Genomic DNA, 15,353 nt, shown 5'->3' on the forward strand with positions numbered 1-15,353 from the left:
TCGCCTTGAGTTCCATCTCCGCGGCGTGGGAGAGGCCGGCTTTCCTAGGTTGAGCGATCGTAGGAGGCAAGGGAGACGATGCCGTCGAGAGTTTCACCGTTCAGGAAGCGGCGGAGGTTTGCCGTGGCAAACGCGCCATAGGTCCATTGGCTGTCGGAAGTCGGCGCTCCGATGTGCGGGGACAGAAGGGCTTTTTCCTGATGCCAGAGGGGATACTCGGGCGAGATGGGTTCCTGGGTGAACACGTCGAGGGCAGCATGGAGCCGACCAGACTGAACCTCGGCAATGAGGGCAGCCTCATCGAGGATGATTCCTCGGGCGATATTTACGACTAGCGCCTGATCGGGGAGCCTGGAAAGAAGCTCCCGGGTGACGCTGCGTTCCGAAGAGGGATTCAGAGCCTCGCACTCAAAGAAGACCTCGCTCTGTGGCACGAGTTCCTCCAACGACTGGCAAGGCTTGACGCCGAGGCTTTCCATCAGGCTCGGCGGGACTCCTTCCGAATACGCGGAAATCTTCACCTGAAACGGTTTGAGCAATTTCACGAGCGCCTGCGCGATCTGACCGAAGCCATGGATGCCGATCCGGCGGCCAAAGAGGGTGCGTGTACGGAGGGAGTCAACGAAGTCCCAGTACGGGACATGATGCTTGTCTGCGATCTGCTGGCGCCACTGTCCGATATTGCGCAAAGAGGCGAGGGCGAGGAGCAGGGCTTGCTCGGCGACCTGACCTCCGGCCAGTGGCCCCCAGTTGGTCACGACTCCGCCCCGCTCGAAAAAAGAGCGCGGGACCATTCGCCGTACGGTGCCGGTGATGTGGCAGATATACTTGAGAGAAGACTCCGGGTCGCTGGCGATCTCCTCGGGGATGACCGGCGTCGACCAGCAGGTGAGAATAACTGTCGGTTGAAAATCCTTCAGGATCTTCAACCACTCACTGGGATCGAGTTTGCAGGCCTCGACCTGCTTCGTGGCTGGATACAGGTCTACGGGCAGGTCGCCATCCGGAAAGAACTTCTGGATCTCACCGTCGATCAGGCAGATGAGCAACCGCTGCGTCTGAGTCGATCCATTGCGCGAAGGCCATGTTTCAAATTCGGTTTTTGGCTCCGCGTGCTGAAGGGTGGTTTTGGTGGATGTCGTCATGGTTTCCGGAGCCTCGACCGCTTCCGTTGGCGCTCGGTCGATTGCCTTGAATTTCCCCTAATTTAAAATCACCCGATTCCCGAGCAAACGACATCCTTGCTCGTATTATAGAATGGCTCTGGATGGGCCTCGGTGGATGGGGTCTAGCGGCGTTTGTCGGGCAGGGAGGGGGCATCCCTCCACGTGCTGTCGACCAAAATATAGAGAGGCACCGAGGGGATGCCGCGTTCATTGCGGTGGATCATTCCGACAAGGAAATCCACTGCCGTACGGCCGATCATGGGACCGTTCTGATAAACCCCGGCGAGGTCTCCCTCGGGGGTCGTCATCAGAGAGGCGTGACCGCAGGTTTCTGCGGGCAGGTCGAGTGCGGCCAGAACGCGGGACATCTCGCCATCGAGACTCAAAACGGCATCGGGTTTATGTTTTTCGTACCAGCGACCAAACTCCTTGAGGAACTTGACCCGTTTGATGTCCGCCACATCATCGTAGATGAACATTGGGACGCTATACTTCTCATTGTACCTGCGTTGCTCGGCGAGATAGCCGGAGGAGAAGTTACGATCCGTGCGGACGTCGGTGGACTGGACCGTGGCAAACCCGATGCGCCGGTATCCGCGTGCCCGCATGGCCCGGATGGCGATATGGACGGACCGATATTGCGCATTGGTGACGACATGCAGACGGGGGCGCGCGAGACTGTAGCCGAAGGATATCGCGGAAAAGTTCTCCCAGTCGAAATTGATATGTGCGAGGCGACCGGGCTGGGGTGGCAGGAAGATGCCGGTGATATTGCGCGCCTTCAGCACGCGGGAGATACGGGGCAGGGGCATATCTGCCACGCGAAACTCCTCGAGGACGTAGCCCAGCTCGGCGCAGCGGGAAATCGCTCCAGCTTTGTAACCCAGGTTATCCGGCTCCGTCTTGGTTATGGTATTGAGCCAGGCGAGCGTCCCCTGGTAGCGGGAAACCTTGGCGCTCTTGCGGTAGGCCGTAAGGGCCGAAAGCATGGGATCCGGGGAGTACCCCATCTCCTCGGCCATCTGGCGGATGCGGATACGCGTCTCCTCGGGCAGTCGCGGGCTGTCTCTGAGGGCCAGCGAGACCGTGGTGATGTGGACGCCCGCCCGGGCGGCGATGTCCTTTTGCGAGACGCGTTCGAAGCTCATGCCGGGTGTCGTGAAAGGTGACTCTCGGAATCTTCTACATCCAGGAGCGCCCCCGCGCTAAACATAAAGTTAGCGAGTGGTCACTGTGGCTTGGTCGTTGCGAGACGGCGCCTGAGTTGATCCTCGTAGAGGGACTGGGGCAGGAGGGCTTCTCCCCGGCCCACACCTTCGCAAAAGTCGTCTGTCTCGACATCGTGGCACGGTCCCTGAGTGCCGATGACGTAGCCCTGTCCCCACTGATGGGAAATAATGAGAAATTGAGGGTTTTTTGTCGCATGCCCCGCATACTCGCCGACCTCCGGCTGGTAGCGGAGGCCCTTGGTATTCCAAAAAACCGACTCCGAGGTGGTCTCGCCGTGGGTCGGAGGAGCGAAGCGCTTGACCGCAGCAAAGTAGTCTCCATCAGCGACGGCATTGTCGATGAGGTTGACCCGCGAAAGGTACATATGGAAGTCGCTGGGGAGGCGGCCATCAATGGCGTGAAAATTGAGTAAAACATTACCAGTCGATCCCATCTCGCCAAACGAGAAATTATGCCTCCCGCCCTTGCCGGTGCAGTTCTTCAGGAGGCATTCGTTTCCGTACAAGGTGTACATGTAGCCGTTGCCGCCTTCGCCGCGATATTGGGGATAGGCGAAGAAGCAGTCTTCTACTGTGACATTGCGTGTGCGCATGAGCCGTACCCCATGGGAGAGCAGGTGGATGTTGGCATTGTTGCCCGGCGGACAGTAAGAGCTAATGCCCCGAGCCCAGCAGTTTTCCGCCCCGTCAAAGATCAGCGCCGCAGCGCGGAAGATCTCATAGGCGGTCGTGCCCTCGGTCATGTTCTTCTTATCATCGTCATCCAGTCCCCCGCCTGGATGCTGTTTCATCCCGATGGAGAGGTATTCCACGCCGGATTCCTGTACGGGTTTCGCCTTTTTGAGGATGGCTACCCTGGCGTTGTCGGCTGCATAGATAAACCCGCGCAGCGGCACGTCTACCGTGATCGTCCTGGCGGAGGGATCGATGGCCGTGATGCGACGGGCGTAGGTGGGGGCTGGCAGATAAGAGTCGGTTGGTTTCCACACGCCGGTCATACCGAGCTGATCGATCATGCGCTGGGTCATGTCGGATCTGATCACGACGTAGTCGCCCACCGCCATGTCGGCGAGGTCCGCCACAGGGATGACCGTCGTAGGTTTCAACAGGTCCTGGGTGATTGGTACGGTGGGGTACCCCTTGGACCCCCACCAGAGGCCATTCTTGGCACCGATGGTGATGACGCTCTTGTTGCGCATCTGGACAGAGTCGTTAAAGAGGAAGGTCTTGTCCTTTCCCTCACCCCGGAGGACCACACTGTCGCCGGAGATCAGCAGTGCATTTTTGCCCTCCGCGGATGGGGCGACCTTGTAGGTGCCCGCGGGCAGAAAGACCACTCCGCCGCCTGCATCGCCAGCCGCATCGATGGCCGCCTGGATCGCGGCGGTGGCATCGGTCTGGCCCGTCTTGTCGGCCAAGTACGGTGCTGAGGTAACGTCGATGACATTGTCCTTGCGATCGGGGATGGGCTGTTCTCCGCGTTGATATCCTGCGTAGGAGAAATCATGCAGATACCCGCCATCGGGTGCCTCGTAGCCCGGTTTCCAGTCCTCCGGGTAGAGTGCGGAGCGCCAGTTGTCGGCTGCAGACATGAGGGACGGAGAGAGGGCGACTGCGGCGATGCAGGTGACGGCGAATTTGCCGGGGGAGTACAGTGACATATGCGGTAGAGGGCGGAGGTTTAAGGAAGCAGATCGCGGCGCACCGAGGCGCGGGTATGTGGCGGCTGAAATGAGACCAGTCCGGGGCGGCCGGGGCAGTGGGGAAACAGGCCGAGATTGGCCCAGATGTACCAGGCGCTCATCTCGCCATTATCCTCGTCGCCCGGCAGCTTCTCTGGCCCATATAGTTCGTCGCAGACCTTGCGTACCCAATGCGAGGTCTTTTCGGGCTGCCCGAGCAGCGCATAAAGAAACAGGTAGCCGTGGACGGGCTGGTTGGAGTGCGCGTATTGACCGAAACCCGCCATCGCCATCTCCGTCATTTCGTGGATTTCAAAGCCGTAATGGCCGACCTGAAACAGTGGCGGGGTGGAGAGCATCGCGTCGAGCTTGGCTTCCAGGGCGGCTTCTCCGCCAAACAACGAGGCCAGACCGGGGATGTCGTGTGGGACATGGAAGGAGTGCTGCCACGGGCCGCCCTCGATGAAGCCGCCTCCCCAGCGAAACTCCCCGAAGGGCCTTAACCAGGAGCCGTCGCTGTTGCGTTCCCGCATGAACCCGACCGAAGGATCGAACACGTTTCGATAATTGCCAATGCGGGTGGACAGAAGCTCGGCCTCGCGGGTTCTGCCGAGGTGCCGAGCGACCTGCATCACGCAAAAGTCACCATAGGCATAATCCAGCGTCGCGGAAACCGAGTACCGGTGCCTGTCGGCTGGCAGATAACCAAGCTGGATAAAGTCCTCCAGTCCCTGGCGGCCAAAGCGTCCATCGCTGCTCTGCTCCGTGGCATTGCGCCAGAGAAAAGGGAATACGGCCTCCACGTCCCAGCCTGTGATGCCGCGGGCTACGGCATCCGCCGCCACGGCGTCGAAGTGCGTCCCGATCATGCAGTCCTTCAGCCCCGGGCTGGGCCACTTGGGCGTCCATCCCGCCTGCTTGCAGGCGTTGAGCCAGCCTTGAAGGATGGTCGTGAGCTGGTCGGGGAAGGCGTGAGCGAGGAGGGGGTAGACTGTGCGGTAGGTGTCCCAGAACCCATTATCCGTGCACAGTGGTCCCGTATGGACTGCGCCATCATACGGGCTGTAGTGGATGTCATTTCCGGACGGGTCCTTCTCCGTGAGCAGGCGCGGAAAGAGAAGGGTCCGGTAAAGGCAGGAGTAAAAGGTGCGACGGCGGGAGTCCTCCGGATCGGGGAAATCGAGGCGACCCAGCAGGGCATCCCAGGTCTGGGCTGCGGAGCCTTCAATCTCGGAAAACGAGTGCCCATCGAGCTGGGAGGCGAGAGCGTATCGGGCGATGGTGCCATCGATGAACGACGCGGCCAGGCGAAGTTCCACCCGGCGAGTTCCCGGGGCGAATTCCCAGCATGTCCCGTTGGGAAGACTGTGGACATGACGTGGACGATCGCTAAAGCGACCGCAGAAGGAGAGTCCGAACCCCTCGGGTACGCCTCCGCTGTTATCCGTGGTGCGCCCATGCACGAGGGTATCGGAGGTTTCCACCGAAAACTCCTGGCGGAAGGACAACCGGATCTTTAGCGGAGCCTCCGACCGGGTTTCAAAAACGAGCAACAGTCCTGCGGGGGCAGGTGCGAGAGAGATGTCGATCCCCTGGCCCGGGAGCTGAAGTCGCGTGACATGGGGGCGGCACTCCACGATGCGATAGGCGGAGGATTGCAGGGCGGGCGTTTCGGCGATCGGACCATGGAAAGCCGAGACCAACAGCGCCCCATAATCCAGCATCCATGGGCTGGGCTGATGCGTCAGCCGGATGCCCCAGAGTTTGCGGTCGCCAGGGTGAAAGAACCATGGATCCTCGCGAGTCTGGAGGCTCCAGTGATGCAGGCCAAACGGGAGAGACGTGATGGGGAGTGTATTGCCGGTCGAGAAATTCTTGTCCGACGTGGTACCCTGGAGCGGGTTGACGAGATCTACGAGCGATGTCATTACGGGTGGGCGGGATCGATGGTGACGTCTCCGGCATTGGGGATGGCGTCGTACATTATCCATCCATCGACGATCGGAACGTATTGACTGCGTGAGGCCTGGGTCACGAGAGCCTGCGTCCAGTCGTGGGGCGCGGCTGTTTCCAGAGTGAGCGGGATATCGTAGAATACGGGATCAGCCTGGCAGGAGAGGGAAATACGGATCTCGTCCTCGCCATCGGCCTGTACCGTGAATGTCGAAGCGTCGCGTTCCGTCTCATACTGATGCCATGAGACCGGGTCCGTGATCCAGTAGTCGCCGCGGTGGGCCTCGAGCTTATCGAGCAGGGCGATGAACCATTCCCATGGGGTGGAGTGCCAGTCTCCGCCCACTCCATGAAAGACATAATACTCCATGCCTCCGCTCGCGAGCGCTGTGTCCACCAGGGAGAGGATTTCCTCCAGACCTCCTGGAAATTGAAACGGGTATCCTTTGAAGGGTGGGCGGTTGACGAGGTGATGCTTTGCGAGAGCGCGCTCGACCTCTTCCTCAGTGACTGTCCACGGCACTCCGCCCGGTTTCCCAAAAGACAGGAGACGGGGCCACGGCCGATCGGGATAACAGCGCGCTATCACCTCGCCGCAACGCGTGAGTTCGTCATCGAGCTGATCAAAGCTCGTCGCGCCGACATGGCTGAAGGTATGGTTGGCATACTCGATCCCCGGCGATGGATGCAGCCACATTTCCTCGTGGGTTTTCCAAGGCTCATTTGCGGGATTCACGTAGATCGTGCCTGCCATTCCCCTGCGGCAGAGTTCCGGGATGGCGCCCAGCAGCTGACTTGCGGCATTGTCGTCAAACTGGAGCTGAAACACGGCTTTCTTTCCATTGGGCCATCGGGAGATACGCGTGTCGCCGGGCGAGAAGCCGATCGTTGCAGGGAGAGTCATACGAGAGAAAGAGTAGGATGCTTCTTACTCTAGCGCGCCTTTTATTCTCGTGTATCCGGATGTCATCCTATAAATAGAATTGGCGGCAGGTTGAGGCCTCGCAAGGTATGACTAATGGTTTCCTCATGCGAATCCTCCCCTTTGGGCGGTCCTTTGGACTGCCGATTCTAGCCTTTGCGTCGTTGTGCTTCCTCGGCGTCGATCGTCTCTCCGCCACGTCCTCCTGGGATGGGAAATCTCCCGCTGAATACGTGGTCACAGTCGAGACAGAAAAGCCGGACGCTCTTTACAAGAAAGGCGAGGACGTGACCTTCAAGATCACCCTGGAGCAAAACAAGCAGCCTGTTCCCGAGGGCAAGGTGTATTGGAAGATTTCCAAGGATAATGCCGATCCGGTCCAGAATGGAACGGCGGATATCAAGGACGGCGTGGCCACCGTGAGCGGGAAGCTCGACGAACCCGGATTCCTGCGCTGCGATGTCAACTTTGCCTCACCCTCGCAGGGAAATCTCACCGCGGCCGCCGCGGCGGGTATTGATGTGACGGAGATCCGCCCCACGCTGCCTGTGCCGGATGACTTCGTCGCCTTTTGGGAAGGAAAGAAAAAGGAACTCGCGGCCCTGCCGATGGATCCGAAGATGACCGAGGTGCCTGCCCCGGCGGATCGACCGGGCACCCGCGTGTTTGACGTGCAGCTCGCCTGCACCGGGGGCGCTCCGGTTTCCGGATATTATTCCATGCCCACCGATGCCAAGCCGAAGAGCGCCCCGGCGCTGTTGATCGTGGATGGTGCAGGTGTGCGCAACTCCGATTTCCTCGGCCCCATCCGCTATGCCCAGAAGGGCTTCATCGCCATGACGATCAACGCCCATGGCCTTCCCAACGGCAAGCCCAAGGAGTTTTACTCCGCGCTCGATAGCGGTGAGCTGAAGGACTATCGCGTGCGCGGCCGAGATAATCGGGATAACTTCTACTTCGTCGGGATGTATCTCCGCGTCCTGCGCGCCTTGCAGTTCCTCCAGGCTCAGCCGGAGTGGGACGGCCACACGCTCATGATCATGGGCGGCAGCCAGGGTGGAGGGCAGGCGATTGCCGGGGCCGCTCTCGAGCCCAAGGTCACCTACACCTTCACGGCGATTCCCGGCCTGTGCGACTTTGCCGGAGTGACTGCCGGACGCATCGGGGGCTGGCCCAAGCCCATTCCGAAAGGCCCGGATGGCAAGCCCGACCCGGTCGTGGTCGAGGCGACTCGCTATGCCGATGGAACCAATATGGCCACGATGATCAAGTCGCCGATCCATTTCTATATCGGCTTCGTTGACCTGATCACTCCGCCCACTTGCGAGTATGCCGCGTACAACGTGATTCCCGGCCCGAAGTCCGTGGAAAACCGTCCGTCGAATGGACATGGTCACGATGATCCCAAGTTCTGGAACATGGTGTCCGAGACTCTGATCAACAAGGCGAAGGAGCAGCAGAATGGCGCTCCCGCCACGCCCTGAGAATATTGCGCAATTCCGACATATAAAGCAAAAGCCCCGGTTGAAAGACCGGGGCTTTTTGTCTGGCAGGACGTTTACTCTTCAGGACAAGAGTCAGGGCGTTTTGGTAATGACGACGTCGTCGATGTTGATGCTGTCGGTGCGTCCACCGAGACCGAGAACAAAGGCGTTGAAAGTCGTGGCGCTGGAATTCGCATCAACGCCCTGGGCGGATGGAACATTGTCGAGGGACCAGGCGATATGAACCCCGTCCGCCGCCTTTTCCAACGTGAAAGTGATGATGTGAGCCTCGGTACCAAAGGGTTTGGCGGTCCCGCCGAAGGCGACGATCGGCACCGGATCGGAGCCGCCCAGCATGGTCTTTTCACTCGTATTGGGGTCAAAGGAAATCGACGGTCCCTTTCCCGTGGCTGGGTCGATTGTCATCATATAACCCGAGCCATTGATCGTCTTTCCCTCATCCTCCACATTGTAGAGACCGAAGCGGAGGCCGGAGATGGCCGGCCCCTGCTCGGTGGGAAAACGGCAGCGGAACTTGACCTCGATCTTGTCGCCGACGTTCTCTAGCGAAACGGGTTCAAAGGTCGTGTAAACCGAGGCGTTTGGCGGGAAATGGATCTGCATGCTCTGGCCTGCGCCAAGTGCGGGATCAGCCACCAGATCCACGCCGACCGCAGATCGCCCTCCCTGCCAGTTACCTGAGGATTCGACGGTTCCCGCTTTTTCCGATCCGGTGGCGTTGGCCTTGCTAAAGTCGTCTTGAAATACGGTGTTGGCCTGAAGCGCTGCGGAGCAGGTGAACAGCGCCGTAACACCGAAGAGGGATGGTTTCATGGAGAGAGGGGTGCTATTGGCGCTTCGCGTCGGCGTCGATGCGATTCACGCGCTGCATGAGGCGGGCGAACCTGTCGTAGCGGCTTTGCATTGCCTCGGGAAGAGCCAGGGGAGCGGTGGGCGGGGCAGCGAAAGTGTAGCGCGTGTAGCTTGTGCCGTCATTGAGGGCGAAGGGCAGTTTGGACGTGATGTCGATCCACGCTTCTTTGCCGGACTGCGTGAAATAATAGTAGGTGCCCTTTTCCACCGTGCGTGTGCCGGCGTAGTTCGACAGGCTCAGCCAGGAAAAGCCGGGAAACGCATTGAGAGACGAGGGTTCAAAACCGACGTTGTCCATGAGGTCGCTGATGGCCACACGGCCATTCTCGCCTGTCGTGAAGAACAGGGTTCCCAGCATCCAGAGTTCCAGACTCTCGCCATTGGGGAAGGTTGACCGCTGGCGGCGGACTTCCTTGGTGCGCGTGGTCTGGATGATCGAGGGCTTGGGTGATTCCCCAGAGGCAGGGGGCCTGGAGTCGGTCTTTCCCTGGGTTGTGACGACAGTCCAGTCGGCGAACTCCGGGATCGGCGCGATGAATGGACTCGCGGGTGGTGGGACATCGATTCTGGCCTGCGCATGCCCGGGATGAGCAATAAGGCAGGATGCCAGGCTACAAAGAGTCAGAATACGGAATCCAAAGTTCATTGATTAACCAACTCGAGTTGTTGATCGACGATTTCTCCGGTGAAGCGATCGATGGCGAGATGAAGCCAGAAGTGACGCTCACCCTCCACCGTAAACTGGTCCAGCGAGGTCGCATTCGGCCCGTAACGACCAGCCTGGGCAAAGATGTCGATGAGGAGATTCCAGGTGCGGACCTGGGTGACATCGGCCAGAGCCCGGGTGACGCCCTCGCGGCGGGCTTTAACCTTCTGCTCGTCGTTGGTGGAGAAATTGGCCGCGCCGAGCGACGCCACGATCTGGCTCACGATCTGGTCTTTGCTGTAGATCGCATTTGTCGCGGTCGACGCCACGATGCTGGACGCGATGACATCGGCCTTGGCAAATGAAGAGAGGGTATTGATGTCGGGGATGGTGTTTTTCAACAAAGAGGAAAAGACCGCCGGATTGCGCGAGTTGATGCTCACCTTTCCGACCGAGTAGGAGTTGGTCGTATTATCCACCGTGAAGAAATCAAGCAGGCTGGCATCCGCGCTCTTGTCGGAGAAGAAGTCGAGAGAGCGCCAGGCGTAATCCCGCGAGACATATCCCAGCTCCGCGACGCTGTAGTAGGGGCGGTTGAGGATGAATGGGCGGTCGGCCGTGCGGTCGGCCGAGGCGGCCCAGGGATCGCCCACCCAGCCATTGCCGTAAGCATTTTCGGTGAAGAGACCGCTGTCGGCGAGGCGCTGAACTCCGTCGGGGTCCTTGTAGCTGGCGAGGACCGGCTCGGTGCTTACCGCGGTGTTGACGTAATTTGTATTGTTGTTCCGGGCAATACCGGAGGGAAGCCACTGCCAGCCTACGGAGAAGATCTCCGGCGACTCCTGCGCGCCCTTCCAACCGTTGGGCATCCAGTATGGATCTGTCACAGAGGATTGGAGCGATCCCCGCAGATACGCATCCCAGGCCGCCTTGCTGTCTGTCGACGTCTGGTGTTGGGTAAAGTTGAAGCGGATGGAGCGAGGGTCCTGAGCGTAATAGGAGTACCTTCGATAGTAGAAGATATTGTTATTCCCGTCGGCGACGCCTGTATCCGGAGGGCTGAAGGGGACCGGGTCGGCGGCAGCGGCATTCGTCACTCCACTGACTCGGACGAAGCCGGGCCCCATGTATGCCGCGTATTGCAGGAAGGCCTTGGAATACTGTGTGGCGGGGTCATTCAGGCCGGCTTGATAGTTGTAGGCCACCCAGGCGCCGTTGGAGTTGAGATATTCGAGCCGGACGTTGAAAGGATCGGTTTTGTCAAACGACGGGCGAAACTGCAGGTTTTGCCATAAGCCAGCGTTAGGGTCCCCGACCGGCATGGTACGGGTGGGGTCGTAGGTAAAGTCGCGCAGCTTGAGGCCGCTATAGGTATTCCCGCGGACAGAGGGCATGCTTTGCCAGTCGGAGGCGGTTTTCAAATCCTGAGGATAGGTGACGTGGGGGTCGCGGAATCCGTATACTCCGTTCGTGCCGGAATCTTCCAGCTCCACAGTCGAGTCAAAGTAATTCGTATAGCCGGGCATGGCGGACCCGGCCGTGGTGGGCGTGGGATCGATCATGGTCGACATGTTGCCGTATTTGTTGCCGACAAGGGCCGAGCCCTGAACAACGATGCGCACCCGCGGACGGGAGGTTGTGTTGGTCGTGGCCTGATGAGGATTCCACAAGCTCAGCAGCAGGTAGTTGCCCATTACTCCCTGGGAGGCCTTGCCGCCGTAGATGGTGAAAAGGTTGAGATAGGGGAGATCATCCACACCGGCTGCCTGCCAGGGCGCTCCCGACTGGGTATACTCGACCACGACAGGGGCCGCGGAGCTTTCGTAGGAGGAAATGATGGATGCGCCAATACGGAAGATGTTGAAGGTCTTGAATGCCTGGTGCTTCGTGTAGAAGGCACGAGTGACCGTCGGGTTGCTGTCCAGACCGAGGGAACCCGTGAGGATCGCCGCCTGGAGGAGTTCAAAGAAGTTTGGCTCCCGGGGGGTGCTTTCCGCAGCGATCTGAGCCAGTGTCTTGATGGTGGTTTGTTCGGCAGTTCCGGTGGGACCCACGTATTTCCAGACCCCGGTGGTCTGGTCCCAGAGAAGGCCAAAGGCTGCTTGGATGCTTTGCGGTGTTCCGCCATTGGCGGGACCGTTGGGGGTGACCCACCTCAGACGATCCAGTGGGAAGCGGCGGGAGACCACTGGGTCGCCGGGCACGACATTGTAGGTGAACTTTGTTCCGTCCAGCTTGTACGAGGAGATGGTTCCTGTTTTGTCGAAGCGGACGAGAGGCGCAAAAGTATTGGTGGACGATGCGGTATTGGCCAGCAGCCCGTAGTTGATGGTACTGCCGGTCGGGGTGGTCGGGCGCCAGGACGGGGCGTTGAGTTCGCGACTGAAGACTGTGAGGTTCGTCAGGGAGTTGGTCGACAGCCCGGCGACATTGGCTTTGGCGGCGCGGATCAGATCCTGACGGCTGAGAAATGTCGTGTCTCCGGGATAGACGGAACCCGCGGAGTTGGTGCTGCGAAAGTTTGTGATCAGCGAGAGGTAGGTGCTGCCGCTGAGCGAGGACTCGGCATTTCTCCACTTCACGAGGGCATCGGCGTCGATGCCGAGCGCGCTCAGGTCCACACCCGCCAGAGTACCCTTGATTTTTTGCACATCGGCAGGGGTGAGCTTTCCACCGGGATATCCGGCAACGGTCACGTCGATCAGACCACCGACATCGTAGATGGCGTAGGCGAACCGACCGATGGCGTAGTTGGTATTGGCCTGGCTCGGCGAGTTAAGTGCTGTGGCTCCGCTGAAGGTGCCGGCATTGGTGACTCCGCCGCGCGTGACGATCACCCAGCGGGGGGTGTCGTTATCCGTGGGGTAGCTCCCGAGGTAAGGGGCCTCCCAGCGGGCGCGTGCGACATAACGGCCATCAGCGGATTTTGTCGTGGAGCTGATGGACGAGGCGGTGAGGCCTTTCGCCGCGCCGTTCGTATAGGCCGAGGTGGTCGTGCTGACGCGCACGAGATTGGGCATGCTGGCGTTGGTGCCGACACGGCGGGGCTCGATGTTGCTCGCCGTGACATTGGTGAAGAGCGGCTTGTTGGTTGTCGAGGGTGGTTGACTGGGAAGGACCAGGCTCGGGGGCGCGTCGGCGGACATTTCGTTGATGAGGTCGGCCGTGATGAGGCTCAGAGCACCCCGGGCGATCTCATCGGCATTGATTGACTGGCTGTAACTGGTCGAGGCCGTTCGCTCCAGGCGCATCGCAGTGACAAACGCGATCAGAATCAATGCGACAACGACGACCATCGACAGGACAACGACAAGGGCGATGCCCCGCTGGCGCAGGCGGGAGGGGGAACTACCGGAGAGGTACATAACGCTCGAAGATTTTGATTCCGCGTCCCAGATCACGGGGATAGCTGTCCCAAGGCAGCTGGGAATCCATGTAGTGCTGCCAGTCGGCGCGAATGCTGTTCGTTCCGGAGACCTTGTCGTGGAGATCGGACTGGAGCTTCTGAAGCTGGGCGGCGGAGAGCTTTTCGAGGGTTCTCTGGTCGACCACGGCCAGGCCTACCGCAAAACCACGCAGACCATTGGTGACATTGTAGGTGGAGCTGAGCGACCCGTTGGTCCCGAGGAAGAGGACGCGGAATCCCAAGACTCCCGAAACCGTGTCGCGTGCGACCGCATTAGCCGTCTCGGGAAGAGAATTGGTATTGCCGAAGGTAATGCCGGCGGTGTTGGCGAATGTGACTGCATAATCCGCCCGCTGCAAGGTCGTGTCGGGCTGGAGACTGTAGGTCACCAGCGAGATGTCGCGCAGATTGGTTGCGCCCTTGGCGAACCCGGCGCGCTGGGTGTAAAGCGCGATATCGGAGTTGGGAAAGGAGCAGATGTCGCTGCGATAGACCCCCTTGCGGAGATCCTCGGAAAGGAGATCCAGGAGGACGCGCGACTTGGAGAAATTATCGACTCGCGCCTGGCCGCCGAGCCAGGTCGTATTCACGGTCGAGAACAACTGCCCCAGCATCAATGTCATCAAGGCCAGCACCGCGACGGCCACCAGCAACTCGATGAGGCTGAATCCTGCTGGACTAGCGGAGCGGCAGGTAGGTGAGCGTTTCATAACTGCCTTGGGAGTTGGCGCGGGCGGCCTGGGGCGGCCAGCTTAACGATAGGAAGATCTGGGAAGCGTAGGGTCCGGTGGTGGTGTTTGTACCGGCGGAACAGGTGATGCGATAGAGCGCATCTGCAACGTTGCTGGTGATGCGCCCGTCTTCTCCGACGTAGACATTGGATGAGGCAAAGGCGTTTCCGTAGGATTGTGACAACGCCGAGGCCGGAATGGCAAAATTGGTATTGGTCAGGGACGAGGCTCGCTGGGCAATGAGGAGCGACGCCATGTTGGCGGCTTGCAGCCGGGCCTCGGACTCCCGGGCCGAGGTGAGGCCGACCTGGAAGAGGCCGATCATCGCGACCAGGACAAAGGCGCAAATCCCGAGCGCGAGGACGACCTCGACAAGGGAAAATGCGGCATCAGTGTCACGGACGATAGACGCGTGTTTGTCCGGTGAGGCCATTGATCCGAAGGACGGCAATGTTGTTTTGATCAGCGACTGATCCTCGCATCGAGCGGACTCCCATCTCGATGATGTCGATCGGGCTGTCTGCCACCCTGGCTTCCCCATCTGGCAAAAATTGGATGACGCGATCGAAGCTCACATTGCTCGAGGTCCCCGGCAGGCGCACGGAGAAGGTTACGCTGCCATCGGCCGGGCTGTTGTCCGAGCCGATCAGCGGCTGAGCCGGCAGGTCGGAGATATTCTGGCGCGTGAAAGTGCCCGCCTCCTCGAGACGCACCTGCTTGAGCGTCTTTGGACGAATGAGGAGAGAAATGGTGTCGCTTGGCACCGTACCCTGAGCCGCCCAGGGAGAGGAGGGTTGCATCCCAGTCTTCGATGCCAGGAGGGCGACGTCGATGGAGGGTTCCCGGGGATCGTCGTTGTTTTCCCGCATGGCCACCCAGACGTACGTGCGCTGGGCCACGGCATATTGGCGTGCCTGGGAGAGCAGTCCGGCGAGTTCGCTCAATGATCCGTTCAGGTTGTTGGAACGACTCAGCGAGGAAATGGCGGGCAGGCTGGCTCCGGCAAGGATGGCCACGATCGCCATCACGGTGAGCAACTCGATCAGCGTGAATGCCGCGCGTTTGCTTGTGGTCGACGTTGTGGGGAAACGGTTCATCGGTGATTGATTTTCAGGGGGTGACATCTGCGGAATCATCCGGGTCTGTCGTTTTGCTTTGTATATACACTAGGACCCGACTTTCGCGTTTCCATTCTTCTTAAATTCTAACGATAGAGCAGAGGGGAGATTCGTTTTTGAATGTACAGCACGGGGGGAGGAGA

General features: G+C 59.8%; 12 protein-coding genes. 1 reads left to right on the forward strand and 11 read right to left on the reverse strand.

All coding sequences use genetic code 11. The annotated features are described in order from the left end of the window. Positions 1 to 44: 44 nt before the first annotated feature. The 5 genes from TSACC_RS07090 to TSACC_RS07110 all read right to left on the reverse strand — a co-directional run bounded on the left by TSACC_RS07090 (position 45) and on the right by TSACC_RS07110 (position 6,934). Positions 45 to 1,145: a hydroxyacid dehydrogenase gene (locus tag TSACC_RS07090; RefSeq protein WP_084400267.1), complete on the reverse strand. Its 1,101-nt coding sequence runs from the start codon at positions 1,143 to 1,145 to the stop codon at positions 45 to 47. 143 nt (positions 1,146 to 1,288) lie between these two features. Continuing rightward, on the reverse strand, positions 1,289 to 2,314 hold the full coding sequence (locus TSACC_RS07095; protein WP_075078672.1) for a LacI family DNA-binding transcriptional regulator: 1,026 nt from the start codon (positions 2,312 to 2,314) through the stop codon (positions 1,289 to 1,291). Between the two features lie 80 nt (positions 2,315 to 2,394). Beyond that, positions 2,395 to 4,056 carry a glycosyl hydrolase family 28-related protein gene (locus TSACC_RS07100; protein WP_202815920.1) on the reverse strand — a complete coding sequence of 554 codons (1,662 nt, stop codon included), beginning with the start codon at positions 4,054 to 4,056 and terminating at the stop codon, positions 2,395 to 2,397. A 20-nt stretch (positions 4,057 to 4,076) separates the two neighbouring features. After that, positions 4,077 to 6,005: a GH92 family glycosyl hydrolase gene (locus tag TSACC_RS07105; RefSeq protein WP_075078673.1), complete on the reverse strand. Its 1,929-nt coding sequence runs from the start codon at positions 6,003 to 6,005 to the stop codon at positions 4,077 to 4,079. Beyond that, positions 6,005 to 6,934 (reverse strand): polysaccharide deacetylase family protein, encoded by a 930-nt coding sequence (locus TSACC_RS07110; RefSeq protein ID WP_075078674.1) that lies wholly within the window; start codon positions 6,932 to 6,934, stop codon positions 6,005 to 6,007. The genes TSACC_RS07105 and TSACC_RS07110 overlap by 1 nt, the downstream gene beginning before the upstream one ends. 125 nt (positions 6,935 to 7,059) lie before the next feature. On the opposite strand from TSACC_RS07110, the gene TSACC_RS07115 reads away from it, so the two are divergent. After that, positions 7,060 to 8,436, forward strand: coding sequence for an acetylxylan esterase (locus tag TSACC_RS07115; RefSeq protein WP_075078675.1), 1,377 nt, complete (start codon positions 7,060 to 7,062; stop codon positions 8,434 to 8,436). A 93-nt stretch (positions 8,437 to 8,529) separates the two neighbouring features. Here the strand turns inward: TSACC_RS07115 and TSACC_RS07120 are convergent, their stop codons facing one another. The 6 genes from TSACC_RS07120 to TSACC_RS07145 are packed head-to-tail and all read right to left on the reverse strand — an operon-like array spanning position 8,530 to position 15,189. Then, the gene (locus TSACC_RS07120; protein WP_075078676.1) at positions 8,530 to 9,270 is read right to left on the reverse strand and encodes a hypothetical protein; all 741 of its coding nucleotides are present in this window, start codon (positions 9,268 to 9,270) and stop codon (positions 8,530 to 8,532) included. Between the two features lie 13 nt (positions 9,271 to 9,283). Next, complete coding sequence (locus TSACC_RS07125; protein ID WP_075078677.1) at positions 9,284 to 9,955, reverse strand: hypothetical protein; 672 nt, start codon at positions 9,953 to 9,955, stop codon at positions 9,284 to 9,286. Continuing rightward, positions 9,952 to 13,320 carry a hypothetical protein gene (locus TSACC_RS07130; RefSeq protein ID WP_075078678.1) on the reverse strand — a complete coding sequence of 1,123 codons (3,369 nt, stop codon included), beginning with the start codon at positions 13,318 to 13,320 and terminating at the stop codon, positions 9,952 to 9,954. The genes TSACC_RS07125 and TSACC_RS07130 overlap by 4 nt, the downstream gene beginning before the upstream one ends. Beyond that, entirely contained in the window at positions 13,304 to 14,071 is a 768-nt protein-coding gene (locus TSACC_RS07135; RefSeq protein ID WP_084400270.1) for a prepilin-type N-terminal cleavage/methylation domain-containing protein, read from the reverse strand. The genes TSACC_RS07130 and TSACC_RS07135 overlap by 17 nt, the downstream gene beginning before the upstream one ends. Continuing rightward, positions 14,040 to 14,525, reverse strand: coding sequence for a hypothetical protein (locus tag TSACC_RS07140; protein WP_075078680.1), 486 nt, complete (start codon positions 14,523 to 14,525; stop codon positions 14,040 to 14,042). Before TSACC_RS07140 ends, TSACC_RS07135 begins: the two co-directional genes overlap by 32 nt. After that, positions 14,488 to 15,189 carry a pilus assembly FimT family protein gene (locus tag TSACC_RS07145; protein WP_075078681.1) on the reverse strand — a complete coding sequence of 234 codons (702 nt, stop codon included), beginning with the start codon at positions 15,187 to 15,189 and terminating at the stop codon, positions 14,488 to 14,490. The genes TSACC_RS07140 and TSACC_RS07145 overlap by 38 nt, the downstream gene beginning before the upstream one ends. Positions 15,190 to 15,353: the final 164 nt, after the last annotated feature.

The sequence above is a fragment of the Terrimicrobium sacchariphilum genome, assembly GCF_001613545.1.
GTDB lineage: Bacteria > Verrucomicrobiota > Verrucomicrobiia > Chthoniobacterales > Terrimicrobiaceae > Terrimicrobium > Terrimicrobium sacchariphilum.